Source organism: Teichococcus oryzae, assembly GCF_008386565.1.
In the GTDB taxonomy this organism is placed as follows: Bacteria; Pseudomonadota; Alphaproteobacteria; order Acetobacterales; family Acetobacteraceae; genus Pseudoroseomonas; species Pseudoroseomonas oryzae.
In genome coordinates this window covers 220,887-244,863 of record NZ_VUKA01000001.1, presented here as the reverse complement: position 1 = coordinate 244,863, position 23,977 = coordinate 220,887, and the positions used below count along the sequence as shown (strand labels likewise).

The following is a 23,977-nucleotide window of genomic DNA, read 5'->3' as shown; positions in this document are numbered from 1 at the left end:
GATCAGATCCTCGGTTTCACGGCCCGCACGAACAGGGTGCCTGCGCCCACGGCGATGCTGCCGCCGCTGATGTTGTGCGCCGTGACCCTGACCTGATCGGCGGAGGCGGTGCCGCCGATGCTGGCATGGAACACGACGCCGCCGGACTGGTATCCCTCCGCCTTGGCGAAGCTTGCCTGCACGAAGTCGCCCTGGCGGACGCCCGGCAGGGTCACATCGCGGGTGGCGCTTTCACCGGGCGCGAGAGCCGGCACGGCCCAGCCCGTGTCGGTGACGCCGTATTCTCGCACGCCCCATTTCCGGCTGCCGCCATAGATGAGGGCCGGCGCATGCAGGGACGAGCAATAAAGCCGCAGCGCCTTCAGCGTCGCGCCCGCGGTGCCGCCGCGCACGCCGATGGCGGCGAAGCGCGCATTGCCATGCAGCGTCACGCGCTGCAGGTTGTTGATGCCGATGCCACCAACCAGGCTATCCAGATCGGCATTGCCTTCCCAGAAGAAGGACGGGCCGCCGGCCCAGGCGGCGTTCATGTTGGAGAACAAGGCCGGGCTGGCATGGTCCAGCACCTTCTCCGCCGCGTCGAACTGCATGACCACCGGCCGCAGCTCGGTGCCCTCGGCCGCGATGAAGAACTCCTTGCACCTGCTGGCATCGACAACGAAGGCGAGGCCACGGCTGGTGGGGATGCCGATGGTGTCGGCGTTCAACACGAACTGCGACAACCCGGCGAAGGCGAAGCCGGCGAGGTTGGCCGGCGGCCCGGACGGATTGCCGGACAACACCGCCATCTGCTCGAATCCCACACCCTCCGGGCTGTCGATGGTCTGGCGGAAGGCGCGGCGGCGCAGATTTTCGGCCGCGGCCACAAGCCGGGGCGAACCCTGCGCGGCCGTCGCCTGATGCAAGGGCATCACGGTGCCGCCGGCGCGCGTCGCCGCCACCGTGTAGTCGATTCCGGCGCCCGTGAAGGCGTAGGTGCCGACATAGGACACCTCATAAAGGCAATCATTGGCGCCGCCGGCATGGCGCGCCACATAGGGGCTGCACTGCTCCATGCGCACGCTCCGCGCAACGATGCCGCGCTCATCGCCCGCCTGCAGCAGAAACGGAATGGCCGCAACGGTTCCGGGGCTGCCCTGGCGCTGCAATTCGAAGCCCGGCCCCAGGAACACATGGGCGTTGTGCCGGTTATAGGCCCCCGGGGCGCAGGAGAAGCGCACGCCAAAGCGGTCCATCGCCGGATGGGTGGCGCTGCTGTTGGCGAAATGGCCGCCGATATAGCGGATCGAATTGTTCCACGCCGCCGCCGTCGCGGTGTGGATGTCGAGGCCGATGCGGTTGTTGACGAAACGGCCCAGCACCAGCGTGCTGTCCTCGAAGCCCAGCTCCACGCCCATGGTGCGGACGCCGATGGTGAAGCCTTCCACCTGGCGGATCTCCACCTGGCAGGCATCCAGATTGCGCATCGCGATGCCGATATCGCGCTCGTCCAGCCAGTCGGACAGGGTGGCGCGCAGCACGCGCAGCCCGTGATAGGTCTTGGCCTGGTTGCGCACTGCCGCGCCATCGCCGAGCGTCAGGGCCGTCTCGCCCGCCGGTCCGGCGTAAAGGATGCTGCCGCGCATGGTCAGCCCCGCGGCCGCTCCTGGCAGCATCAGGGGAATGGTGGTGCGGTGCGTGCCTTCCCCGATCTCCAGATGCTTGCCGGACGCCGCCGCCGCGTTCATCGCGGCCTGCAGGGCCGGCCCGTCATCGGCGATTCCGTTGCCGGCCGCGCCGAAGTCACGCGCCGACAGGCGTTCGGACAGCTTGTCCTCCACGGTGCGCGGGATGGCGCCGCCGAATGGCGCCAGCAGCAACGGATCGCGCGACACGGTGGTGACGGCGCCGACGCTGTCGAAGGCCAGCAGGCGGTTCGCCCGGCCCTCACGCAACGGCAGAACCAGCGAGGCCGGCACGTCGCCAGGGTCGGCACAAACGGCGCCGCGAAGCTCCTCGCGCACGTCCTGCAACGAGGCGACCTGGCGGTCCAGCTCGTCATTCAGCGTGCGGGCGCGCAGCACGCCGTTGGACTGGAAGTCGGTGATGCGTTCGATCACCATCATCCGGCGCAGCAGCACCTGCCGGCCGGCGGCCGGCGGAACACCGAACAGCACGGCGCCGCCCGCGGACTGGCCCACGCCCTGGATGGTGAAGCCTTCGGACTGCACCATCCCATCGAGCCGGACCTCCAGATCCCCTTCCTCGAAGATGGGGAACGGAAAGACAAAGATGGTTTGGGCGCCATCCGCCGCGTAATGGGCACGCGGCGCAATGTCGCCGATGCGGATGTGCTCGGCCATGCGGATCTCTCATGCGAAGGGGGAAGACGGGATGGCCACGCCCATGGAAACAGGGTGGCGGCGGATGGTCAGTCCAGCAGCGAGCGGATCGCCCCGCCGAAGCTGTTGCCGGCCCGCAGCCAGGTGGTCAGCGACCCGTCGCCGTTGAGCAGGGATGAGCGCCCGCTCGCCATTCGCGCCGCATAGGATTCGCTGCTGCTGGCGGCGGCTTCGGCGGCATCCTGCCTCAGGCCCTCGGTGATGGCGGCCGCGGAGCCCTGGTCCGGGCTCACGCCGGAGGCGGCGAGCCGGGCGCGCGTGGAGGCCACCGTGCGGTCGAGCTGATCCTGGCGGCCGCGTGCCTCGGCCTGCTGCGCGGCGGCCAGTTGCTGCTGGCGGGCAGAAAGGCTGGCGGCTTCCTGCTGCTGCTGGGCCTTGGCCTGCGCGGCCTGCGCCTGGCCCTGGCGGACGGTGCCATAGAGCGAGGCGCCGGTGCCGACCAGGGTGGCAATGGGGGCGAGCTGGGCCATCAATTGGTCATCCTCGTCTCGGTGGTGACGGAAAGCAGGGTGAGCGGCAGCGGCGCGTCGCCGGAGATGCGCCACAGCGGCGCCAGCGTGTCACGGCGCCAGCCGAGGCCGCGCAGCGCCACATCGCCGGTGAAGCTGGGCGGCGCGGCATCCAGCAGGGGCGTGTCCATCCGGCGGAAGGGCACCGGTTGCGGGCCACGGCCAAGATCCACTTCCAGTGCCGCGGTTTGCAGCAGCCGGAACGTGACCCGCACCAGGCGGAGCGGCGCGCCCGGCGCGCCGCCCGCCGCGGCAAGCTGTGGCGGCAAAGGCTCGACCAGGTGGCCGTAGCCGAGGCCTACCTGAAGGGAGGTGGCGCCCTCATCCAGCTCGACGGCGTTGCCGACCACCGGCTTCGCGCCGAGCGGCGCGCCATTGGCGACCACCTGCACGACCCGGTCGTGCAGATGCTGCAAGCCTGTCCAGCGCAGCCGTTCCACCGGATCGCTGCCCGTCAAGCCGGCATCGACGCAGAGCGCATCGTCGAAGCGCTCCAGGCGAACCGCGCCATCCCGTTCCACGGCGCACCAGACGATGCCGTCCACCTCGGCCAGGGTCCGGAAGGCCCCATCCGTTTCCTGGCGCGTCCAGGCCGTGACCTGCTCCGTCCGGAACAGCGTGAGCGTCGCGACCGAGCCGTCGCGCATGGCGACATGCAGCAGGCGGCGCGCCTGGTCATAGGCCAGCGAAACCGGGCCGTTGATCAGGTGCCGCGCCACCAGCGCCAGATCATCCGCCTGATAAGCCTGCTGCACATCCGTGTAGGCATATTTATAAACAGCCTGATTGCCGCGGCCGACAAAGATCGTGCTGCCATCCACATCCACGGGCTGCAGGATGCGATCCACAGGGGAGCCGATGCGGGTCTGCCGGTGCAGCTGGATGGAGGCTGGCGTCAGCGGATCGCCGGTCACCATCCATTCGGCGCCCGAGGTGAAGACCTGGAGGTGCCGGCCGGAGAACACGGCGCGAATGGCGTTGACCTGATCGGACAGCAATCCGAACTCGATGGCCTGATCATCGAGGCCCACGCCGAGATCGAAATTGAACAGATCACCGGATCGCGACAGCCACAGCCGGTTCGGCAGGTCGCGCGAACCACCCAGAACCAGGCGATCCTGATGGAAGCAGGCGCAAACCGGCCAGCCGCGCGCCGCGCTGAAGGCGGCCTCGTCCCAGTCCGTTGTGGCCGCGGTGCCGGAAAGGGTGTCCAGCACCTGGGCTGTGGCCTGGGTTCCGGACGTGACGGCGGTGACCAGCACACGCTTCAATCCGATGCGCAGCACCACGCCGGCATGCGCGGCCACAAAGAAAGCGGTGCTGGCACTCAGCGTCACATGGCCGGTGGCCCCGCTGGCTGCCAGCGTGACGGCGGCCGGAGCAAAGCGGTGGAAAGGCTGCGCGACCCACTGCCAGGCGCCGATGGACCATGCCGTGTGGCTGCTGCGCGTCACGCGCTGGGGCGGCATGCCGGGATGCAGCAGCAGCAAAGTATCGGCGCTTTGCGTCCAGGCGATCTGGTCCAGCATCGCGGCGGTCCAGGGCGCGGCGAGGCTTGCGACCTCCGTGTCGCCCATGAACACCTGCAACCGCTGATGGGTCAGGGCCAGGAGATAGGTTTGCTCGGTGTTGAACTCGAAGCCGACCAGCCGGGCGGCGCCGGGCAGGATGGCGACATGGCGCAGGCCGGGGCGGCGCGTCACACCGCCGGTCGGCTGGATGAACACGTTGCGCAGGCGCCGCGCACCATTCTCATAGGCGCGCAGATCGCCGCGGCCGAGCAGATGGTCGCCGAGTTCGCCGGCCGTGAAGCTGGTTTTGATGCTGCGGCCACCGGCCATGGTGTTCATCCCCTCGCAGTGATCAGCGGAAAGTCGTTCAGCGCGCGCGGCGTGTCCTGCTGGCTGTCGATCAGCCTGGCGTGGCGGAACTCGCTTTCCGCCAAGCGATGCAGCATCTCCGCGCGGGACGTGCTTTCCGTCAGGGGAATGCAGAACTCGGCGGCGAGCCGCGCCACCAGCGCGCTGGCGAAGAAGGCCGGAAAGGCGCTCTCGGCCGGGCGGAACAGGTAGGTCAGCGTGGCCTGGGCCGCGTTGCTGTGCAGCCGGCTTTCATGGATGCGGTAGTCGAGGCCATGCCCTGCCCGGCCACCGCCGGCCGAGATCGCCCGCAGGAAATCCGCCGGCAACTGGAAGGCATGGGCGTAATCCGCACGCGGCACCGCGGTCAGGCGCGGCAGCTCCATCTGCCCCGTGGCGAAAGTCCAGGGATGCGCCGACAGCAGCGCGTCGCGGGCCGATGGATAAAGATGCGCCGCCACCTCCGCCTCGGCGGTGCCCTCATCGAGGGAGGCAATGGGCTGTGCGCCGATCTTCAGCAGCGCGCGCGAGCAAAGCACAAGGGCGGAGAGCGCCATCGTGGGGAACTCCCGTTGATTGTTCAGGAACAACAGAAAGGGAGCCCGGGCTCCCTTCCCCTTCTTCGATCCGCCGGCACGGCTTGGCGGATGGAAGAAGGGGATTGCAGGGGAAGTCTCCTTCCCCTGCCGCGCAGGCCTCATCCCGCCGCGCAAATCCGCAAACCTACTCTGCCGCGCGCATCCGCAGACTTACTCTGCCGCGCGCATCCGCACGACGCCGGCCGGATCGATCAGCGTCGCGCCCTGGCTCATCATGTTGTTGACGAAGAAGGCGGCGCGGTCGCCATGCCAGGTGATGTCGGTGGACACTTCCTGGGCCACGGCATGGCCGATCGCCGTCTTGTGGTAGAAGTAGCAGAAGCGCAGGCTGCCGCTCTTGGTCAGGCCCGAATGCGGCATCCAGGTCGCGCCCAGCCAGCGCTTCACCTGCGTCCCCTTCCAGGGCAGCTCGTCATCGCCGACATAGTTGGAGTTGGCGAATTCCTGGATCTGCAGCAGCTCGCTCCACTGCTTCCAGCCGACGATGGCGAAGCGGTTGCCGTCATCCGGCACATCGGCCGCACCCAGCATCTCGAACGCCTTCAGCACCTTCGCACGGGTCAGGCCATCGGTGTCCCCGGTGCCGGGGGCGGTGCCCGTGGCCTCGTTGGTGGCGGTGTCGAGCGCCGCGATGATCAGCTCGTCGGTCTTGCGGCCCAGCGCATAGGCACCCGCATTGGCGACAACCTGGCGCTCGTCGATATTGGTCTTCAGCTCATCGAGGCGGTCGATCCACTCGCCGGCGTAATAGTCCTGCAGAAAGCATTCCACGTTGGAATGCGACAGGTTCATCACCGGCACCGAGCCGTTGCGCGCCTTCGCCGCCGCGATGCCGCGGCCGACGATCGGGAACACGGTGGAGGCGCCACGCACGCCGGTCTTGCTGCGCACCGTGGGGCGCAGCTTGCTGCCCTGCCGCTGATAGGCGTCATGCACCTCGGACTGGAACTGCTTCGCGAAGACCTGGTCGATGGAAGCGGACATGCCGATTTCCTCAAGGAATGGATCAGGGGTGGATGGAAGCGGCCCGCTGCTCCGGCTTGCCGCGCGGGGCCGGAAAGGCGGGCATGCCAAGGCGCCCGGCGCGCATCCTGCGAGCCGGGTTGGTCCCTGGCGGAAAGGTGCCGGATGCGGCCGGGCCTCAGCCCTGGCCGAACAGCCGCTTGAAGCCGTCGGTGACGCGCTTGACGTATTCCGGCTCGCGGCTGCGCCAGTAGCGCGGGTCGCGCATCATCTTGCGCAGCGCCGCCTCGTCCACGGCCTCCGGCGCATCGGCCTCGCGCGCTAGGCCCGGCTCGCCCTTCGCCATCATACGGTGCAGCGCCAGCACGCCCTCGGCGGTGGTGGATAGCGCCTCATAAACCGGTGGGGCCAGGTTGGCGCGGCCCCAGGCGGCGATCTGCGGCGCGACGCGGCGGAACTGCTCGTCCCCGCCGAATTCCTGCGCTAGCTTCGCGACCTGCTTCTGCGCCTCGTAATCGGCGGCAGCCTCGGCGATCAGCGGCAGCAGCCGCTCGGCGGCGAGGTCATAGACCAGCTGCACCTGGTCGCAGGTGAAGCCCGCGGCGTGCAGCTTCGCGTTGATGGCGGGATCGGCACCGCACATCTCGTGCTTCGCCTCCACCGTGTAGTCTTCCGGGCTGTCCGGCACGCCGATGGCGCGGCGGAAGCGGATGCGCTCCTCCTCCGGCGCGTCGGCGGCGGGCGCGGCGAAGCGCTGCGACAGGCGCTTTTCCAGCTCGCGATAGGATTTCAGCAGCGCGTCGACGCGCAGCCTGCCGGTCTCGGCATCCCGGAACTTCTCGGGGATGTCCTCGGCAGGCGGCGCCGCCGGTTCCATCGCGGCGTCCAGCAGGTTCTCGGACATGCGGGGGTGTTACTCCTGGATCGGGTTCAGGATCCCGGCCGGCGCGGACAGCGCGCGGGCCAGGTATTGGGTGGCGGCCGGAATATCGAGCTGCGCCGCCGCCTGCGGGCCGAGCGCCGCCACCGCCTGCAGGAACAGCAGGGTGTTGGCGGCATCGGCCCGGCCCTGCACGCGCGCGAGCGGCGACTGATAGGTCAGCCGGACCTCGCGCCCGTCGAGCAGGATCGGCGGCACCTCGCCGCGCCGCCGCAGGATGGCCAGACAGCGGCCGATCAGCGGCGTCAGCAACTCGGATTGCAGCCGGCCATAGGTGGCGCCGAGCAGCCGCGCCGTCTCGGCGCTGCGCTCCAGCACCTCGGTCGCCGTCATCTGCCCGCCGCGCGGCGCGGCCAGCCGGTCGGCCAGCAGCGCGTGCCGGATGCGGCCGCGCAGATCGTCGAGCATCAGCTGCGAGACATCGAAATTGCCCGGCGCGGCCAGCGGCGTCAGCCCGGCGGAACCCGGCGCCTTCGGGATGATGGCGCCCGGCACCAGCCGCACCGTGGCCGGGTTCAGCACGCCGTCATCCTCCGCCTGCCAGATGCCGGTCGCGGCGATGGAAGCGTTCTTCAGCACCAGCTCCACCACCTTGTTGGCGGTGCGGATGTCGGGCAGTGCCTTCATCACCGGGCCGCGGCCGTAAACCTCGCCCGGCACCTTCATCCAGCGGAAGGCGATAAAGGGGCTGTCGAGGAACTTGCCCGAAGCCAATGGCACCGCCTGGCCATCATGATCCAGCACCGCCAGGAAGCCGCTGCCCGCCCGCTCCGGCCAGACCGCCTCGATGACGCGCAGGCGGCGCGGCGGGGCGCCTTCCTCCCCCGGCACCAGCAGCGCCGGTGGCAGGGTCGCGGCCGGGTAACGCGACAGGATCGCGGCGGCATCGAGCATCATGCAGCGGTAGACGGTATCGAGGCGGCCGGAAGGCCCTTCCTCCAGCACAGCTTCCCGCAATGGCACAGCGGTGAAGCGCAGGGCGGAATGGGCGCCGGGCGGCGCCTCCTCCACCAGCAGCACGCCGGTGCCGGCGACCACGAGGTCCAGAAAGGCCTGGTGCATCTCAACAACGAAGTTGGAGCGGTCAAGATGGCCTTGCAGCGTCTCGGCCGCGTCTTCCAGCGCGGCGGCGGCGGCGGCGCCATCGGGGCCATCGGCCAGGGCACGGCTGGGCGCCAGGCCGAACCAGCGGGACCAGGGCGGTGTCAACTCGGCCAGCAGGCTGGCCGCCAGCTGCTCGGCGGCGTCCGGGGCCGTCGCATCGTACAGCGCCGGCCCGCCGCTGCCGGGGGTGCCGTTCAGCACATGGTCGTAGCAATCCTGCCAAACGGTTTCCCAGGGCCGACGGCGGGCTTCGGCCGCCGCCTGCCGGGATAGCAGGGTTTCAGGGGACAGGCTCATGAGGTCCTCATTCCCCCAGCAGCGTCTTGCGCGCGCCGGCCAGGCCGGCCGGCCCCGCGTCCAGCACGCCGCGGGCGGAGGTGGTGATGGTGCCCGCCATGCCGCGGCGGGAGCGCTCCTGGTTCTGCTGCCGCGCGGCCAGCGCGGCCGCTTCAGGAGGAGGGCCCGGAGGCTGTGGCGCGACTGGCTCGCTTGCGGTCACGACCACCGGCTTCGGGGCTTGGAACAGGCCACCCATGCGCGTGCTGGCTCCTCTGCGATGCGGCGGTGAAAACGGAGCCCCAAAACGAAACGGGCCCTTCCGGAAGGTTCCGGAAGGGCCCGTGAGATCGGGGAGGATCGGGGATGGTCGGCACCGGGCGCAGCTCACCCGGTGACAGGTCTGTTTCTAAGGCGATGCCGCCAAAGTGTCAATGACTTTTTTCCTATTCTGCATCTGTTTCCGGAGGGCCGCGAAAAGCTGCCGGGGCGTCAGCGCGAAAGGCGCCTCGCGCCCCAGCACGGCCCGGCAAACGGCGACGCAGGAAAAGGGCGACATGGTGGGAAGCGCCGAACACATGGCCGGGCCAGGCTCGAAAGGCCCCAGCAATGCAAGATCCGCCCGGCGGTAAAAGGCCGGAAGATCGTAGTCGGGCTCAAGCTCCAGCCGTGCCACCAGCAGGCGGCCGGACAACGGTTCCACCACCGTCCAGCCACGGGCATCCTGCAGCACGGCGAAGCAATGCCGGAAGCCGGGCGCGAGCAGGCGCATCCAGAACCGGTCGGCACGCCCGCCGAAGCCGATCCAGACGCGCTGCTCATCCTCGGCCAGACGGCGGGGCGCCAGACGGGGAGCCATGAGGCGGCGCCTTAACCGCCGGAACGCAGCGGCAGGGCCACCACCGTGTCTTCATCGGGCACAACCATGGCGGGGCCAGCCACGATGCCCTTCATCCGCAGCGGCCAGTCCAGGCGCTGCATCGCTTCCGTCCAAAGGCGCCAATCGCCCTGTTCGCGCATGTAGCGCGGGTTCGGCGCCTCGCCCCGCTCGCCCCAGATCCGCAGGATGCGGGCATGGGTCATGTCGATGCGGCGCTGACGGTACAAGCGGTCCAGGCACTTGACCACATCATCCGGCTCGCAGGGGCGCTGCACCTTGCCGGCGCCGGCCACGATGCGGGCACCGTCGCGCCGCGCCGTAAGCGCGTTCATTGTCCAGAACCAGGCCTCCTCGGCACTGCGAAAGGGTTCGGACTTGCTCATGCCGGAAAGAACCGGTGCGGAGCTGGTGCGGAGCGTGGCAGCCATGGAAGTGTTCGCCTTTCGGTTGCGATGCCGTAAGGTTTCACGAAGTTGTTATAGGCGTCAACGCCTATTTAAGATTTATTTCCTGTTGAAAACTGACGGCAAGCCTAGGATATTAGGCCCATGCGTCATGACGACATCTGGCGTGCTGTGGATGCCCTGGCAGCCGAGCACGGCCTTTCTCCATCCGGCCTCGCGCGCAGAGCGGGGCTGGACCCGACCGCGTTCAATCCTTCCAAGCGCAGCGGCAGCGATGGCCGGGCGCGCTGGCCGTCCACCGAAAGCATCGCCAAGATCCTCGCCGCCACCCACACCGACATGGATAGCTTCGCCTCCCTGATCACAGGGGCTGCGGCCGCGCTGAACACCAGCGGCCGCAGCCAGGCAGGGCGGCGCATCCCGCTGATCGGCATGGCCCAGGCAGGGGGCGAGGGCTATTTCGGCGATGGCGGCTATCCCGTCGGCGCCGGCTGGGACGAGATCAGCACCCCCGAGCTGAGCGACCCCAACGCTTATGCGCTGGAAATCTCCGGCGAAAGCATGGAGCCGGTGTTCCGCGATGGCGACATCATCATCGTCTCGCCCAACGCCCCGGTGCGCCGGGGAGACCGGGTGGTGTGCCGCACGGCCCGGGGCGAGGTGATGGCCAAGGAACTGCTGCGGCAATCCGCCCGGCGGATCGAGCTGGCGAGCCTGAACCCGGCGCATCCCAACTACAGCTTCGACCTGTCCGAGGTCGCCTGGCTGCACCGCATCCTGTGGGCCAGCCAGTAAGGCCCCCTGCGAATCCCGATAAGGTCCGCATCACCTGACCGGGCAAGGATAGCCGACAAGGGGGAACCCTGGGCAGCTCCCGCCGGGAACCGGCACGGACGGAAACCGTCCTATCGGCCGCCGCCCAACGCCTCCAGCAGGCGCTGGGGATCGTTCTCCGCCCGACAGGCGAGGAACCGGCCATCGCCCAGCGGCACCGCGGCCAACCCGGTATCCTCATAGGCCCGGATCAGTTCCGGCCCGACCTGCCAGAAGGCATGCGCCACGCCATTGCGCTCGCACAGGTCGCGGAACCGCCACAAAACGGCAATGCGCGCGCTTGGCTCCCCCGCCGGGTCGCCCAGGCCGATCCAGACATCCTCCCGCCGGATGAAGGCGAAGCCGGCGCCGCGTCCGCCTTCCGCGAAGATGGCGCCATCGGCCTGGGCCGGCACGCGGGCGCCCAGCGCCACCAGCCGCGCCCGGGTGGCCAGGTCATAGGCCGGGGCGCGGATCCGCGCCGGGCGCAACAGGCGGAACACGGCCACCAGCAGCAGCACGCCGCTGACACCCACCGCGAAGCGCAGGGTGTGCGGGGTTTCCTCCGAGAACGGCACGGTCCACCAGGCTTCATCGGCCACCGGCCCCTGCCAGCCGATCTGCGCCAGGATCAGCGCCGCCGTGACCGAAGCCGCCAGCGGGATCAGCGTGCTGCCGGTCAGCGGCTCCCCGGTCAGCCTTGCATCGCGGTAGAAGGCGGTGCGCAGGCAGGCCAGCAGCCCCGCCAGGGCCAGGAAGCCCCCCGAGACGAACCAGGGCTCGCCGCGCAGAAGCGTGACGATGGAGCCAAGCATCAACAGCACGATGCCGGAAATCCAGGCGATGCGGAGCCGCCGCACCATGCCATAGGCCACCAGCAGCAGCAGGGAGCCAATCACCGAGGCGGCGAAATGGCTGGCGAGCGCCGCCCATTCCCCCACCCATTGCGCCAGGGGCGAGCCGCGCGCCGGCAAGGCGCCGATAAACAGCAGCGCCACGCCGCCCAGGCCGGAAAGGCCGGCCAGGGCCGGACCCTCCAGGGAGTCGGTCACCCGGCTTTCCGGTCCAAGGCGGGTCAGCAGGTGGCGGCGCTGGTTCAGCTCGAAGCCGGCGAACAGCGCGCCCGCCAGGAACAGCGGCACGATGTAGTAGAAGAAGCGGAACAGCAGCAGCGCGCCGATCACCTGCGGCGCCGGCACATAGGGCTGCAGCCCCAGCAGCACGGCCGAGTCGAACACGCCCAGCCCGCCGGGCACGTTCGCCGCCAACCCAGCCGTGTAGGCGGCGAGGTAGATGCCCAGGAAGCGCGCGAAGCTCAGCCCCTCGGCCGAAGGCAACAGGGCGTAGAAGATCATCGCCGTCACGGCGACGTCGACGCTGGCCAGCACGGTCTGCGCGCAGGCCATGCGGAAGCCCGGCAGGTCGATGCGGTAGCCGAACAGGGTGAAGTGCGGCAGGAAGCGGGACAACAGGATGTAGCCCCCCACCACGCCGAGCAGCCCCACGCCCACCAGCTGCATGGCCCAGTGCGGCAGGTTCGCGGCGATCCAGGGCACCACCTCCGGCTCCCAGATCAGCACCATGCCGCCCAGCGCCATGCCGCCCAGCCCGAAGGTCAGGGACGTGAAGGCGATCACCTTGGCGATCTCCGCCGGGGTCAGCCCCCAGGCGGCATAGAAGCGGTAGCGCACCGCCGCGCCGGACACGGCGGCGAAACCCAGATTATGCGCAAGGGTATAGGCGCAGAAGGAAGCCAGCGAGGTGCGGGCATAGCTGACCGGCTTGCCCGCATAAACCGAGCCAAGCCGGTCATAGATGGTCAGCACGCCATAGGCGAGGATGGTCCAGCCGCCGGCCACCCAAAGTGCGTGGGATGGCACGGCGGAAATCGCCGCGCCGATCTCCGCCATGGAAAGATGCCGCAGCTCGCGCTGCACGACGTAAAGGGCGCCCACCAGCAAAAGCAGGCCGAAAACGGTGGGACCATGCCGACGCAGCGCGCGCAGCACGGCACTCACGCCCGCGCCGTCTCCGCCGCCTGGACCTCGGGCGGACGGGCCAGCGCTTCCTCGATCAGCCGGATGGTTTCCGGCACGCCATAGGCCGCGGCCAGGGAGCCGAAGCGCGGCCCCTGATCGGCGCCCACCAGCACCTGGTACAGAGCGTTGAACCAGCCGCGCGCCACGCCGCGCGTGCCGTCCTTCTGGATCTGGATGAAAGGCTCCCGCCGACCCGCGTCATACACATCCACCTGGATGCGCTCGGCCTGCGGCAGGCCGGGCGGCAGCGCCTCGATCTCCGCCTGATGCTCGCGCAGCAGCGCGACCAGCGCTTCGAAGCAGGGGCGCTCGGCGGCGGTGGGGGCGCGGGGCGACAGGGCCGGCAGGATGAAGTCGCGCGAATAGGCGACGGCATATTCCACCAGCTGGCCAAGCAGCGGCTGCGTCTCCGGCGTCACGCCCGGGGCATAGTTGCGCACGAACTGCCACAGCCGCTCCGGCGTGTCGGCGGCGGACACGGTGGCGAGGTTCATCAGCATGCCGAAGGTCAGCGGCGGCTCCGGCGTGTTCGGCACCTCCCCGCCATGGATGTGCCAGTCGGGATTGGCCGGGTCCGGGTTGGCGCGCAGCCGCTCGCGCTGCTGGAGGTATTCGTCGGTCGCGCGCGGGATGACGTCGAAATGCAGCCGCTTGGCCCGCCCGGGCTGGCCATACATGAAATAGGCGAGGCTTTCGGGCGGCGCGTAGCGGAGCCATTCCTCGATGGTCAGCCCGTTGCCCTTGGACTTCGAGATCTTCTGCCCGTTGGCGTCGAGGAACAGCTCATAGGTCATGCTGACCGGCGGCTCCGCCCCCAGTACACGGCAGATGGCCGAGGACAGCTTCACGCTGTCGATCAGGTCCTTACCCGACATCTCGTAATCGACGCCGAGGGCGAACCAGCGCATCGCCCAGTCCGCCTTCCATTGCGCCTTGACGTGGCCGCCTGTGACCGGGGTCTCGAAGCGCTCGCCCGTATCCGGGTCGCGCCAGATCACCGTGCCGTCCTGGGGCCGGGTTTCCTCCATCGGCACTTGCATGACGATGCCGGTCCGGGGATGCAGCGGCAGGAAGGGCGAGTAGGTGGCGCGGCGGTCCGGGCCGAGGGTGGGCAGGATCACCTGCCGCACCTCCTCATGCGCTTCCAGCATGCGCAGCAGCGCGGCATCGAAGCGGCCGGAGCGGTAATAATCGGTGGCGGAGGCGAACTCGTACTCGAAGCCGAATTCGTCCAGGAACTTGCGAAGCCGGGCATTGTTGTGGTGCCCGAAGCTTTCATGCGTGCCGAAGGGATCGGGGATCGCGGTCAGCGACTTGCCCAAATGCTGCCGCAGCATGTCGCCATTCGGCACGTTGTCCGGCACCTTGCGCAGTCCATCCATGTCGTCCGAGAAGGCCACCAGCCGCGCCGGCAGGCCGGTGATGCGCTGGAAGGCCTGGCGCACCCAGGTGGTGCGGGCCACCTCCCCAAAGGTGCCGATATGCGGCAGGCCGGACGGGCCGTAGCCCGTCTCAAACAGCGCCGACGATTTGCCCGCCGCTGCGATGCGGTCGGCGACCTTGGCGGCTTCCTCGAAGGGCCAGGCCTTGACGGAGCGGAACGATGGATCGGCGGTCATGTGCGCCCCATGCCAGCGGGAAGGCCAACGGTCAACGCGCCAATCCGAGAGCCTGCCCCGGGTTGCGCGCAGGCGAGCCATGATCGGCGAAAACCCTGCCGCGATCTGGCCTCGTTCGCCTTTTGCCCCTAGGTTCCTGCGGTGTCCTCCCCTTCAGGCGCCAAGGGTGCCCTTCCCCCTCGCCTTGTATTGCCCGGCGCGCCGGCCCTGGTCGCGCCGGCCCCGGGGCGCGCCGCGCTGCTGACACCGGATGGCGAGCTGTCGCTGCTGACGGCGCGGGAGGTGCCCGCGGCGCTGCGTGAGCTGGGGCCGCCCATCTGCGTCCATGCTCCGGCCACGGCGAAGCGGCTGAACCTGCCCGGCCTGCCTGGCGCTTGGGACCTGCTGGAGCTGTTCGCCTTCTGCCTGCCTGCCCAGCCGGCACCGCCGACGCCGCGCGGCCTGGCCCTGGCGCTCGACCTGCCGCCACCCGCGGATGCGGAATCCGCCGCCGCCCTGCTGCCCGAAATCGCCACTGAGCTGCTGCGCCGCCTGGCGCGGGCGCGCCAGGCACCCTTGAACCGGGATGCCGCCGCCCTCGCCGCCCGGCTTGGCGAGGCGGCGAACTGGCCCTGGGCGGAGTCGGTGGTGGCGGCGCTCGGCCAGCCCGGCGCCCGCCCCTCGCAGGAAGCGCTGAAGGTTTGGCGCGGCTTGCCGGAATGGGAGGAGCCGTCCCCCCCGCCGCCGCCCGGCAGCCTGCCGGTGACGCCCGCCGAGGCCCGCGCCCGCCTGGCCGAGATCCTGGGAGAGGATGCCGAGCAGCGGCCATCCCAGGGTGATTTCGCCTCCGCCGCTTCCCTCGCCTTCACCCCGCGCGACCTGCCGGGCGAGCCGCGGCTGGTGCTGGCCGAGGCCGGCACCGGCACCGGCAAGACTTTGGGCTATGTGGCGCCGGCCAGCCTGTGGGCGGAGCGCAACGGCGCGCCGGTCTGGATCGCCACCTACACCCGGAACCTGCAGCGCCAGCTCGACCAGGAACTGGCCCGCCTTTATCCCGACCCCGAGGAGCGGCGGCAGCGCGTGGTCATCCGTAAGGGGCGGGAAAACTATCTCTGCCTGCTGAACTATGACGAGGCGACGGCGGGCGTCATGCCGGCCCGGCTGCCGGCCATGGCGCTGGTGGCGCGCTGGGCGCTGGCGACCCGGGATGGCGATCTGCTGGGCGGCGACTTTCCCGGCTGGCTGGTGGAGCTGTTTCCGCCCGGCGCCATCTCCCTGCTGGCCGACCGGCGTGGCGAATGCATCCATTCCGCCTGCCCGCACTGGAAGCGCTGCTATGTCGAGCATTCCATCCGCCGCGCTGCCCATGCACGCCTCGTGGTCGCCAATCATGCGCTGGTGATGGTGCAGGCGGCGCTGGGTGGCGGCGATGACGGTGCCGCGCTGCGCTATGTGTTCGACGAGGGGCACCACCTGTTCGACGCCGCCGATGGCGCCTTTTCCGCTGAATTGTCGGGCGCGGAAATGGCCGAGCTGCGCCGCTGGCTGCTGGGCAATGAGGGCGGGCGCGGCCGGGCGCGCGGCCTGCGCCGTCGGCTGGAGGAATTGCTGGCCGAGCATCCCGCCCTGGTGCCGCCGCTCGACCTGACGGAACGCGCCGCCCGGGCACTGCCTTCCCCGGGCTGGTGGGACCGCTGGGCCGCCCTGCCCCAGGCGGAGGAGGAACGCGCCGAGGCCCAGGACGAGGCACCGGCCGATCCGCGCCCGGCTCTTCCCGTCCCCGCCAGCCCGGAGGTGGCGGAAACCTTTCTGCGAGCCGTCCGCGCCCAGATCCTGGCCCGCAGCGCCGAGGCCGATCCGCTTTACGATGCCGAATGCGACCTCCACCCCCTGCATGACGTGCTGCCCGGCGCCGCCGCGCTGCTGGAAGATGCGCTTGAGCGGCTGCGCGCGCCGCTCAAGCACCTGAACAAGCTGCTGGCCGACCTGCTGGAGGACCCGGACCAGGAGCTGGAAACCGGCGACCGCATCCGGCTGGAAACCGCCACGCGCTCGATCGAGCGCCGCGCCATCATGCCGCTCACCGCCTGGATCTCGATGCTGGCCCGTTTGCGCGAGCCGCCGGCAGAGCCCGGCCAGCGCCCGACCTATGTGGACTGGCTGGCACTGTCCCGGCGGGAGGGGCGCGACATCGATGCCGGGCTGCACCGCCACTGGCTCGACCCCACCGTGCCCTTCGCATCCCAGGTGGCGGCGCCGGCGCATGGCGTGCTGATCGCCTCGGCCACGCTGCGCGACACCGCCCGCAAGGACCCGGATGCCGCCTGGAGGGAAGCGGAAGCGCGCACCGGCGTGCAGCACCTGCCCAACCCGGCGATCCGTGCCTCCCTGCCCTCGCCCTTCGATTACGCCGCCAACACCCGCGCCTTCGTGGTGGAGGACATCTCCCGCGACAGCCCCGGCCAGATCGCCGCCGCCATGCAGCAGCTTTTCCTGGCTTCCGGCGGCGGGGCGCTCGGCCTGTTCACGGCGATCCGGCGGCTGCGCGACGTGCATGCGCGCATCGCCCCGGCGCTGGCCGAGGCCGGCCTGCCGCTCTACGCGCAGCATGTGGACGCGATGGACAGCGCCACGCTGGTGGACATCTTCCGCGCCGAGGAGGATTCCTGCCTGCTCGGCACCGATGCGCTGCGCGATGGCGTGGACGTGCCGGGCCGGGCCCTGCGCCTGCTGGTGTTCGACCGCGTGCCCTGGCCCCGCCCCTCCATCCTGCACCGGGAGCGGCGCATCCATCTTTCCGGCGGCCGCCCTTCCGCCTATGACGACGCCATTGCCCGCCACCGGCTGCGCCAGGCCTTTGGCCGGCTGGTGCGGCGTGCCGATGACCGCGGCGTTTTCGTGCTGCTCGACCCGCGCACCCCGTCCCGCCTGCTGGCCGGATTGCCCGATGGGGTGGTGCCGCAGCGCCTGGGCCTGGCCGAGACCGTTCGCCAGACCACCGCCTTCCTGTCGGAAAGCTGAACCGTTGGCGCCTTGCGGGACAAGCCGCGGGGGGCGAACAATGCCGAAAAGGATACCGCCATGCCCCACACCAAGATCCGGTTCAGCAAGCAGGAGGCGCTGGTCTGCGCCATGGTGCTGATGTCGGCCGCAGATCAGCAGATGTCGGATGCCGAGCTCGGCATGATGTCCCGCCTCGTGCAGGAACTTCCGGTTTTCGATGGCTTCCAGCTGCGCGAGATCGAGACCGTCACTGAATCCTGCCTGACCCTGCTCAGCCAGAGCGACGGGCTGGACCGCGCCTGCACCCTGCTGCGCGAGGTGTTGCCGCCGCGCCTGCGGGAGACCGCCTATCTGCTGGCCTGCGAGGTGGCCGCCGCCGATGGCGAGGCGACGCAGGAGGAGTTGCAGTTCCTGCAGGATTTCCGCATCGGGCTGGACATCGACCGGCTGATCGCCGGCGCCATCGAGCGCGCCGCCAAGGCCCGCTACCAGATCGTCTGACCCGCATGGCCGATCCCCGCCCTACCCCCGACGCGCCCGATGACGATCCGTATCTCTGGCTGGAGGAGGTGGAGGGGGAACGCGCCCTTCAATGGGTCGAGGCCCGGAACGCCGCCACCCTCGGGCACCTGTCCGATGCCCGCGTCGCCGCCGACCGCGACGCGGTGAAGGCCGCGCTGGACCGGCCGGACAAGATCCCGCTCATCACCCGGCGCGGGCCGCATCTGTACAATTTCTGGCAGGACGCGGCGCATCCACGCGGATTGTGGCGCCGCACCAGCCCGACCTCCTTTGCCGGCGATCGTCCGGAATGGGAGGTAGTGCTCGACCTCGACATGCTGGCCCAGGCGGAGGGCGAGGACTGGGTCTGGCACGGCGCCGTCACCCGTCCCGGCGCGCATGACCGTGCCCTGCTGCGGCTGTCGCGCGGCGGCGGCGACGCCGTGGTGCTGCGCGAGTTCGATATCGCCGTCCGCGCCTTTCCCCCGGACGGCTTCGTTCTGCCGGAAGCCAAGGCCAGCGCCGACTGGCTGGATGCCGACACGCTGCTGCTGTCTTCCCCGCTTGGCCTGGCGGGCGATGGCGCTCCGGCCGCGTCCCAGTCGGGCTATCCGCGCGCCATCCGCCTTTGGCGGCGCGGCGCCGATCCGCTGGCCGCCCCGATCCTGTTCGAGGCCGCCGCCTCCAGCATGGGCGCTTGGGGCGGCGTGGACCGCGAAAACGGCCAGGAAACGCTGGTCTTCACCGAACAGCTTGGCTTCTTCGACACCGCCATCCATCTGGGCGACTGGGAAGGCGCGCGGCACCGCCTGCCCCTGCCGAGCGATGCGCGCGCATCCTGGCAGAAGGGCTGGATCGTCGCCTTGCCGCGCACCCCCTGGACGCTGGACGGCGTCACCCACCCGCCCGACACGCTGCTCGGCACCTCGCTGGCCGCGTTGCTGGCGGGAACGGCCCGGTGGCAGGTCCTGGCGCGTCCCGCGCCGCGCCGCGCGATCCAGAACTTCTTCTGGTGCAAGGGGCGCCTGATCCTGTCCGTGCTGGACGAGATGCGGCCGGTCTTCACCGCCTTCACGCCCGGGCCGGATGATTGGATGGAAACGCCGGTCGGCGGCCTGCCCGCCATCGGGGTAGTCAGCCTGTGGCCGCTGGATGAGCGGGAAGAAGAATCCGATGGCACGCTGCTTGCCCTGGCGCAGGACCCTGTCACCCCGCCCGAGTTGCTTCGGCTGGACCCCGCGCCCTCAGCGCCGCTGGTGCTGAAGCGTTCCTCCCCGGTGTTCGACGCCAACGGGCTGGTGGTGACCCGGCATGAGGCGGTGTCGAGCGACGGGGAGCGCATCCCCTATGTGCAGGTTGGCCCGACCGGCGAAACGGGCGATGCCCCCGTGCACCTGACCGGCTATGGCGGCTTCCAGGTTTCCATGCTGCCGAGCTACCGCGGCACGATCGGGCAGCTCTGGCTCGCCCGCGGCGGCACGGGCGTCATCGCCAACATCCGTGGCGGCGGCGAATTCGGCACGGCTTGGCACGAGGCCGGGCGGCGCGAGCGCAAGCGCCTGTCGCATGATGATTTCGCCGCCGTGGCCGCCGACCTGGTACGGCGCGGCGTCACGGTGCCGGGGCGGATCGCGGCGGAAGGCGGCTCCAATGGCGGCTTGCTGATCGCCAACATGCTGACCCGCTATCCGGAGCGGTTCGGCGCCCTGTTCTGCACCATCCCGCTGATCGACATGCGGCGCTACACGAAGCTTCTGGCGGGGGCGAGCTGGATCGCGGAATATGGCGACCCGGATAAGCCCGAAGACTGGGCCTTCATCCGTGACTTCTCGGCCTATCATCAGGCGGCGGAAGGAAAGCCCTATCCGCCGATCCTGATCGCCACCACGCGGCGGGATGACCGGGTGCATCCGGGTCATGCCCGCAAGATGGCGGCGAAGCTGCAGGCCTTGGGCTACCCCGCCCTGTTCCATGAGCCGGCGGCCGGCGGCCACGGCTATGGCAAGGACAATGGGGAGATCGCCGGCTTCGCCGCGCTGGGCGCCGCCTTCCTGCGGCGCGCCATCGGCTGGGAAAGCGAAGCCTGATAGCGGCGCCCGCCGCCTGACGGGCGGGCCGCCAGGACATTCAGGACGGGCGCCCGCAGCTTAAAGCGGCTTGAGGTTGATCGCCGCGGCCTTTCCGCGCTCCATCGCCACATCATAGCTGATCTTCTGGTTTTCATTCAGCCCGGACAGGCCCGCCTTCTGCACGGCGGTGATGTGCACGAACACATCCTTGCCGCCATCCTGCGGCACGATGAAACCGAAGCCTTTGGTCGCGTTGAACCACTTCACGGTGCCAATCGCCATGCGATGCGCTCCTCCTTCGCGTAGGCGGAGACAGGATCGCCTCCGGCCGATCCAGCCCGGTTCCCGGAACGGCTTGTTGGCGCCCGGGTCTCCGGAGGCACGGCAAGGCGACGGAAGCGGTTGGCCCGACAAGTGGGGCAGATCGTTAACGAACTGTCAACGACAACGATGCGGGGCATGCCGAACGGAAAAGGGGCGGCCCCTGCGGGCCGCCCCCTCTTGTTCCGGCGTTCTGATCCGTATGGATCAGAAGTCCATGTCGCCGCCCATGCCGCCCATGCCACCCGGGCCACCGGCCGGAGCCGACGGCTTGGAGGGCTTCTCGGCGATCATCGCCTCGGTGGTGATCAGCAGGGACGCGATGGAGGCCGCGTCCTGCAGGGCGGTGCGGACAACCTTGGTCGGGTCGATGATGCCGGCCTCGACCAGGTTCTTGTAGCCGTCGAGCTGGGCGTCATAGCCATACTCGTAGGTGTCGTCGCGCAGGACCTCACCGGCCACCACGGCGCCGTCCTTGCCGGCGTTCTCGGCGATCTGCTTCAGCGGCACCTGGATGGCGCGGCGGACGATCTCGATGCCGACCTGCTCGTCGTTGTTCAGGCCCTTGAGGTCGGCCAGCGTCAGCGAGGCGCGCAGCAGGGCCACGCCACCACCGGGGACGATGCCTTCCTCGACCGCGGCGCGGGTCGCGTGCAGCGCGTCGTCGACGCGGTCCTTGCGCTCCTTCACCTCGACCTCGGTGGAGCCACCGACGCGGATGACGGCCACGCCGCCGGCCAGCTTCGCCAGGCGCTCCTGCAGCTTCTCGCGGTCGTAGTCCGAGGTGGTCTCCTCGATCTGCGCCTTGATCTGCTCCACGCGGCCCTGGATGTCCTCCTTGGAGCCGGCGCCGTCGACGATCGTGGTGTTCTCCTTCTCGATGCGGACGGTCTTCGCCTGGCCCAGCATCTGGAGGGTCACGGTCTCGAGCTTGATGCCGAGATCCTCGCTGATGACCTGACCGCCGGTCAGGATCGCGATGTCTTCCAGCATCGCCTTGCGGCGGTCACCGAAGCCCGGGGCCTTCACGGCGGCGATCTTCAGGCCACCGCGCAGCTTGTTGACCACCAGGGTGGCCAGCGCCTCGCCTTCCACGTCCTCGGCCACGATGATCAGCGGGCGGCCCGACTGAACAACCGTCTCCAGCAGCGGCAGCATCGGCTGCAGCTGGGACAGCTTCTTCTCGTGGATCAGGATGTAGGGGTTCTCGAGCTCGGCGATCATCTTCTCCGCATTCGTGATGAAATACGGGGAGACGTAGCCGCGGTCGAACTGCATGCCCTCGACGACGTCGAGCTCGGTCTGGATGCCCTTGGCTTCCTCGACCGTGATCACGCCCTCATTGCCGACCTTCTCCATCGCTTCCGCGATCATGGAGCCGATCTCGGACTCGCCATTGGCGGACAGCGTGCCGACCTGGGCCACTTCGCCGGAGGTGGTGATCTTGCGGGTGCGGGCCTGCAGCTCGTCAACGATCTTGGCCACGGCCTTGTCGACGCCGCGCTTCAGGTCCATCGGGTTCATGCCGGCGGCCACGGCCTTGGCACCCTCGCGCACGATGGCCTGGGCCAGCACGGTCGCGGTGGTGGTGCCGTCGCCGGCCAGATCGTTCTGCTTCGAGGCCACTTCGCGCACCATCTGCGCGCCCATGTTCTCGAACTTGTCGGACAGCTCGATTTCCTTGGCGACCGTCACACCGTCCTTGGTGATGCGGGGCGCGCCGAAGGACTTGTCGATCACGACGTTGCGGCCCTTCGGGCCCAGCGTCACCTTCACGGCGTCGGCCAGGATGTCCACGCCACGCAGCATGCGCTCGCGGGCATTGGCGCCGAACTTAACGTCCTTAGCAGCCATCGTTCTCTACCTCGTCAAAAACTGTTGGAAGAAAATGGGGTCCGCAGGCGATCAGGCCGCGATCACGCCCATCAGGTCGGATTCCTTCATGATCAGGAGCTCTTCGCCGCTGATCTTCACTTCGGTGCCCGACCACTTGCCGAACAGGACGCGGTCACCGACCTTCACGTCGAGGGCGACGACGTCACCCTTCTCGTTGCGCGCGCCGGAACCGACGGCGACGATCTCGCCTTCCATCGGCTTTTCCTTCGCGGTGTCGGGGATGATGATGCCGCCCGCGGTCTTTTCCTCGGCGGTCAGCCGGCGGACCACGACGCGGTCATGCAGAGGACGAAACTTCATTGACCTTCTCCTGACGCCCTATCGGCGCATTCAGCGATGGTTGCCTCATCCGGGTGGATGAGCCTGTTAGCACTCACTCCCGGCGAGTGCTCACGATCTAGGACGCTCTGGATTTTCCGTCAAGCGGCAAGCAGCACTCTTTGGAGGAGAGTGCCAACGCTTTGAAAATAACAAGTTTTTTGTTGCCCTCAGTGCCCTTCCCCATGCCATGCTGACGCTCCCGGACGGGGGATGACCGGCGGCCAAATGCCGCCTCAGCCAGATGGGAGCAGGAATCCATGCTGCTGCGTGACATCGAGGGTATCGTGCGTATCCCCGACTGGCGGCTGACCACCGCCGAGATCCTTTACCACCTGCCCGATCATCCGGGCCTGTTGCAGAGCTTCGTCTGGCAGAAGGTGGATCACGCGCCCGGCTTTCCAGAGTTGCACCGCTTCCTGGCCTTCTGGCAGCGCGAGATCGAGGGGCCGCTGCATTCGGTGCGCGTGGCGTCCAGTGCCCTGACCCGCCCCGCGGAGTTCCGCTACGCCGAGGGCCAGTTCAACCTGCATTGACCGAGGCGTCGCCCGGCAGCATCGCCAGCAGCGCCGCCAATGTTGCCAGCGACAGGATGGTGGAGAGCAGCACCGTGGCGCCGGAGCGATCCGCCCCCGAAGCGTAGCGGCGGGCCAGGAAGAAGGCGTTGGCGCCGGTCGGCATGCCGGCCGCCAGCACCGCGACCGACAGCGCCAGGTGCGGCAGGCCGATCGCCCGGCCGATCAGCCAGACCAGCGCGGGAAACAGCAACAGCTTCAGCGTGGTGCAAAGCAGCGCCGAGGGCCAGTCGCGCCGCGCATCGAAATGGATCAGGCTGGCTCCCAGGCAGAACAGCGCCACCGGCGGCCCGGCCATTCCCGTGATGTTGAGGAAGCGTCGCGCCACCTCCGGCACCGGAAGGCCGGATTGATGCACAAGCAGCCCTGCCAGCACGGCCATGACGATCGGGTTCCTCAGCACCGACAGGAAGGTGGCCTTCAGGATCAGCGGCACCGGCTTGTGCGAGGAATGCGCGATCTCCGCGACGACGGTGCCGAGCGGCAGAAGGATAAGGGAATGCAATCCGACAATGGCCAGTATCTGCGCCAGCCCCGCCTGGCCATAGGCGGCCAGCACCAGCGGAATGCCGATCATCGCCGTGTTTCCGAAGGCGGCATTCAGCGCGAAGGTGCCGCCCTCCGACAGCCGCATCCCGAGCATGGAGCGCGAAAGCAGCAGCGCCAGCCCATAGCTGAGGAGACAGCCGGAAAAGAACGCGAAGGCCGTCGCCCCCCCATTCGGATGCGGCGTGATCGCGCCGGAGAACAGGAGGCAGGGCATGGCCAGGGCGAACACGAAGGAGGTCATCCCCTTCAGCGCTTCCTCCGACAGCCATTTGCGCCATGCCGACACGTAGCCGATCGCGATCAGCGTGAAGATCGGCGCCACGACATTCAGCAGGGTGGTCATGGCCATGCCTCCGTGGCCGGTAGCCGGAACGGGCCGG

General features: G+C 69.3%; 21 protein-coding genes. 5 read left to right on the top strand and 16 right to left on the bottom strand.

Annotated elements, in window-relative coordinates; translation table 11 throughout:
• Positions 1-2 precede the first annotated feature (2 nt).
• The 10 genes from F0Q34_RS01085 to F0Q34_RS01040 form a co-directional block, all read right to left on the bottom strand.
• On the bottom strand, positions 3-2,342 hold the full coding sequence (locus F0Q34_RS01085) for a hydrolase (protein ID WP_149810296.1): 2,340 nt from the start codon (positions 2,340-2,342) through the stop codon (positions 3-5).
• Positions 2,343-2,410: 68 nt separating this feature from the next.
• Complete coding sequence (locus F0Q34_RS01080; RefSeq protein ID WP_149810295.1) at positions 2,411-2,851, bottom strand: hypothetical protein; 441 nt, start codon at positions 2,849-2,851, stop codon at positions 2,411-2,413.
• Complete coding sequence (locus F0Q34_RS01075) at positions 2,851-4,731, bottom strand: hypothetical protein (RefSeq protein ID WP_149810294.1); 1,881 nt, start codon at positions 4,729-4,731, stop codon at positions 2,851-2,853. The genes F0Q34_RS01080 and F0Q34_RS01075 overlap by 1 nt, the downstream gene beginning before the upstream one ends.
• A 5-nt stretch (positions 4,732-4,736) precedes the next feature.
• Entirely contained in the window at positions 4,737-5,306 is a 570-nt protein-coding gene (locus F0Q34_RS01070) for a hypothetical protein (RefSeq protein ID WP_149810293.1), read from the bottom strand.
• 192 nt (positions 5,307-5,498) lie between these two features.
• Positions 5,499-6,332: a phage capsid protein gene (locus tag F0Q34_RS01065; protein WP_149810292.1), complete on the bottom strand. Its 834-nt coding sequence runs from the start codon at positions 6,330-6,332 to the stop codon at positions 5,499-5,501.
• 157 nt (positions 6,333-6,489) lie between these two features.
• Positions 6,490-7,215 carry a capsid assembly protein gene (locus tag F0Q34_RS01060; protein ID WP_149810291.1) on the bottom strand — a complete coding sequence of 242 codons (726 nt, stop codon included), beginning with the start codon at positions 7,213-7,215 and terminating at the stop codon, positions 6,490-6,492.
• 9 nt (positions 7,216-7,224) lie between these two features.
• A complete protein-coding gene (locus F0Q34_RS01055; RefSeq protein WP_149810290.1) occupies positions 7,225-8,652 on the bottom strand; it encodes a portal protein in 1,428 nt (475 codons plus the stop codon).
• Between the two features lie 7 nt (positions 8,653-8,659).
• The gene (locus F0Q34_RS01050; protein WP_149810289.1) at positions 8,660-8,890 is read right to left on the bottom strand and encodes a hypothetical protein; all 231 of its coding nucleotides are present in this window, start codon (positions 8,888-8,890) and stop codon (positions 8,660-8,662) included.
• Positions 8,891-9,040: 150 nt separating this feature from the next.
• On the bottom strand, positions 9,041-9,490 hold the full coding sequence (locus tag F0Q34_RS01045) for a hypothetical protein (protein WP_149810288.1): 450 nt from the start codon (positions 9,488-9,490) through the stop codon (positions 9,041-9,043).
• Positions 9,491-9,501: 11 nt separating this feature from the next.
• Entirely contained in the window at positions 9,502-9,939 is a 438-nt protein-coding gene (locus F0Q34_RS01040; RefSeq protein ID WP_149810287.1) for a hypothetical protein, read from the bottom strand.
• 120 nt (positions 9,940-10,059) lie between these two features.
• On the opposite strand from F0Q34_RS01040, the gene F0Q34_RS01035 reads away from it, so the two are divergent.
• On the top strand, positions 10,060-10,710 hold the full coding sequence (locus F0Q34_RS01035) for a S24 family peptidase (protein ID WP_149810286.1): 651 nt from the start codon (positions 10,060-10,062) through the stop codon (positions 10,708-10,710).
• Positions 10,711-10,820: 110 nt separating this feature from the next.
• On the opposite strand, the gene F0Q34_RS01030 is transcribed toward F0Q34_RS01035, so the two are convergent.
• Complete coding sequence (locus tag F0Q34_RS01030) at positions 10,821-12,746, bottom strand: phosphatidylglycerol lysyltransferase domain-containing protein (protein ID WP_149810285.1); 1,926 nt, start codon at positions 12,744-12,746, stop codon at positions 10,821-10,823.
• Positions 12,743-14,386 (bottom strand): lysine--tRNA ligase, encoded by a 1,644-nt coding sequence (locus F0Q34_RS01025; RefSeq protein ID WP_149810284.1) that lies wholly within the window; start codon positions 14,384-14,386, stop codon positions 12,743-12,745. Before F0Q34_RS01025 ends, F0Q34_RS01030 begins: the two co-directional genes overlap by 4 nt.
• Before the next feature lie 141 nt (positions 14,387-14,527).
• Here F0Q34_RS01025 and F0Q34_RS01020 point away from each other — a divergent pair, with 141 nt between their 5' ends.
• Genes F0Q34_RS01020 through F0Q34_RS01010 form a run of 3 tightly spaced genes read left to right on the top strand, consistent with a single transcriptional unit; the run spans position 14,528 to position 19,956 of the window.
• A complete protein-coding gene (locus F0Q34_RS01020) occupies positions 14,528-17,386 on the top strand; it encodes an ATP-dependent DNA helicase (protein WP_241665246.1) in 2,859 nt (952 codons plus the stop codon).
• A 60-nt stretch (positions 17,387-17,446) separates the two neighbouring features.
• Positions 17,447-17,869 carry a tellurite resistance TerB family protein gene (locus tag F0Q34_RS01015; protein WP_149810283.1) on the top strand — a complete coding sequence of 141 codons (423 nt, stop codon included), beginning with the start codon at positions 17,447-17,449 and terminating at the stop codon, positions 17,867-17,869.
• Between the two features lie 5 nt (positions 17,870-17,874).
• On the top strand, positions 17,875-19,956 hold the full coding sequence (locus F0Q34_RS01010) for a prolyl oligopeptidase family serine peptidase (protein ID WP_174241961.1): 2,082 nt from the start codon (positions 17,875-17,877) through the stop codon (positions 19,954-19,956).
• A gap of 60 nt (positions 19,957-20,016) precedes the next feature.
• Here F0Q34_RS01010 and F0Q34_RS01005 read toward each other — a convergent pair whose 3' ends face one another.
• The 3 genes from F0Q34_RS01005 to groES all read right to left on the bottom strand — a co-directional run bounded on the left by F0Q34_RS01005 (position 20,017) and on the right by groES (position 22,455).
• Positions 20,017-20,220 (bottom strand): cold-shock protein, encoded by a 204-nt coding sequence (locus F0Q34_RS01005; protein WP_149810281.1) that lies wholly within the window; start codon positions 20,218-20,220, stop codon positions 20,017-20,019.
• Positions 20,221-20,466: 246 nt separating this feature from the next.
• Positions 20,467-22,113 carry a chaperonin GroEL gene (gene groL, locus F0Q34_RS01000; RefSeq protein WP_149810280.1) on the bottom strand — a complete coding sequence of 549 codons (1,647 nt, stop codon included), beginning with the start codon at positions 22,111-22,113 and terminating at the stop codon, positions 20,467-20,469.
• A gap of 51 nt (positions 22,114-22,164) precedes the next feature.
• Positions 22,165-22,455, bottom strand: coding sequence for a co-chaperone GroES (groES, locus tag F0Q34_RS00995; protein ID WP_149810279.1), 291 nt, complete (start codon positions 22,453-22,455; stop codon positions 22,165-22,167).
• A gap of 278 nt (positions 22,456-22,733) precedes the next feature.
• Here groES and F0Q34_RS00990 point away from each other — a divergent pair, with 278 nt between their 5' ends.
• Positions 22,734-23,009 (top strand): usg protein, encoded by a 276-nt coding sequence (locus F0Q34_RS00990; RefSeq protein ID WP_149810278.1) that lies wholly within the window; start codon positions 22,734-22,736, stop codon positions 23,007-23,009.
• Here F0Q34_RS00990 and F0Q34_RS00985 read toward each other — a convergent pair.
• Positions 22,996-23,940 carry an AEC family transporter gene (locus F0Q34_RS00985; protein WP_149810277.1) on the bottom strand — a complete coding sequence of 315 codons (945 nt, stop codon included), beginning with the start codon at positions 23,938-23,940 and terminating at the stop codon, positions 22,996-22,998. The genes F0Q34_RS00990 and F0Q34_RS00985 overlap by 14 nt on opposite strands.
• Positions 23,941-23,977: the final 37 nt, after the last annotated feature.

What these genes read in the sequence shown, in the direction of transcription:
- F0Q34_RS01015 (WP_149810283.1), top strand. Translation starts at nt 17,447, where the DNA reads ATGCCCCACACCAAGATCCGGTTCAGCAAGCAGGAGGCGCTGGTCTGC.
- F0Q34_RS01045 (WP_149810288.1), bottom strand. Translation starts at nt 9,490, where the DNA reads ATGGCTCCCCGTCTGGCGCCCCGCCGTCTGGCCGAGGATGAGCAGCGC.
- F0Q34_RS01050 (WP_149810289.1), bottom strand. Translation starts at nt 8,890, where the DNA reads ATGGGTGGCCTGTTCCAAGCCCCGAAGCCGGTGGTCGTGACCGCAAGC.
- F0Q34_RS01070 (WP_149810293.1), bottom strand. Translation starts at nt 5,306, where the DNA reads ATGGCGCTCTCCGCCCTTGTGCTTTGCTCGCGCGCGCTGCTGAAGATC.
- F0Q34_RS00990 (WP_149810278.1), top strand. Translation starts at nt 22,734, where the DNA reads ATGCTGCTGCGTGACATCGAGGGTATCGTGCGTATCCCCGACTGGCGG.
- groES (WP_149810279.1), bottom strand. Translation starts at nt 22,455, where the DNA reads ATGAAGTTTCGTCCTCTGCATGACCGCGTCGTGGTCCGCCGGCTGACC.
- F0Q34_RS01005 (WP_149810281.1), bottom strand. Translation starts at nt 20,220, where the DNA reads ATGGCGATTGGCACCGTGAAGTGGTTCAACGCGACCAAAGGCTTCGGT.
- F0Q34_RS01065 (WP_149810292.1), bottom strand. Translation starts at nt 6,332, where the DNA reads ATGTCCGCTTCCATCGACCAGGTCTTCGCGAAGCAGTTCCAGTCCGAG.
- F0Q34_RS01025 (WP_149810284.1), bottom strand. Translation starts at nt 14,386, where the DNA reads ATGACCGCCGATCCATCGTTCCGCTCCGTCAAGGCCTGGCCCTTCGAG.
- F0Q34_RS01080 (WP_149810295.1), bottom strand. Translation starts at nt 2,851, where the DNA reads ATGGCCCAGCTCGCCCCCATTGCCACCCTGGTCGGCACCGGCGCCTCG.
- F0Q34_RS01085 (WP_149810296.1), bottom strand. Translation starts at nt 2,342, where the DNA reads ATGGCCGAGCACATCCGCATCGGCGACATTGCGCCGCGTGCCCATTAC.
- F0Q34_RS00985 (WP_149810277.1), bottom strand. Translation starts at nt 23,940, where the DNA reads ATGACCACCCTGCTGAATGTCGTGGCGCCGATCTTCACGCTGATCGCG.
- F0Q34_RS01075 (WP_149810294.1), bottom strand. Translation starts at nt 4,731, where the DNA reads ATGGCCGGTGGCCGCAGCATCAAAACCAGCTTCACGGCCGGCGAACTC.
- F0Q34_RS01060 (WP_149810291.1), bottom strand. Translation starts at nt 7,215, where the DNA reads ATGTCCGAGAACCTGCTGGACGCCGCGATGGAACCGGCGGCGCCGCCT.
- F0Q34_RS01040 (WP_149810287.1), bottom strand. Translation starts at nt 9,939, where the DNA reads ATGGCTGCCACGCTCCGCACCAGCTCCGCACCGGTTCTTTCCGGCATG.
- F0Q34_RS01010 (WP_174241961.1), top strand. Translation starts at nt 17,875, where the DNA reads ATGGCCGATCCCCGCCCTACCCCCGACGCGCCCGATGACGATCCGTAT.
- groL (WP_149810280.1), bottom strand. Translation starts at nt 22,113, where the DNA reads ATGGCTGCTAAGGACGTTAAGTTCGGCGCCAATGCCCGCGAGCGCATG.
- F0Q34_RS01055 (WP_149810290.1), bottom strand. Translation starts at nt 8,652, where the DNA reads ATGAGCCTGTCCCCTGAAACCCTGCTATCCCGGCAGGCGGCGGCCGAA.
- F0Q34_RS01035 (WP_149810286.1), top strand. Translation starts at nt 10,060, where the DNA reads ATGCGTCATGACGACATCTGGCGTGCTGTGGATGCCCTGGCAGCCGAG.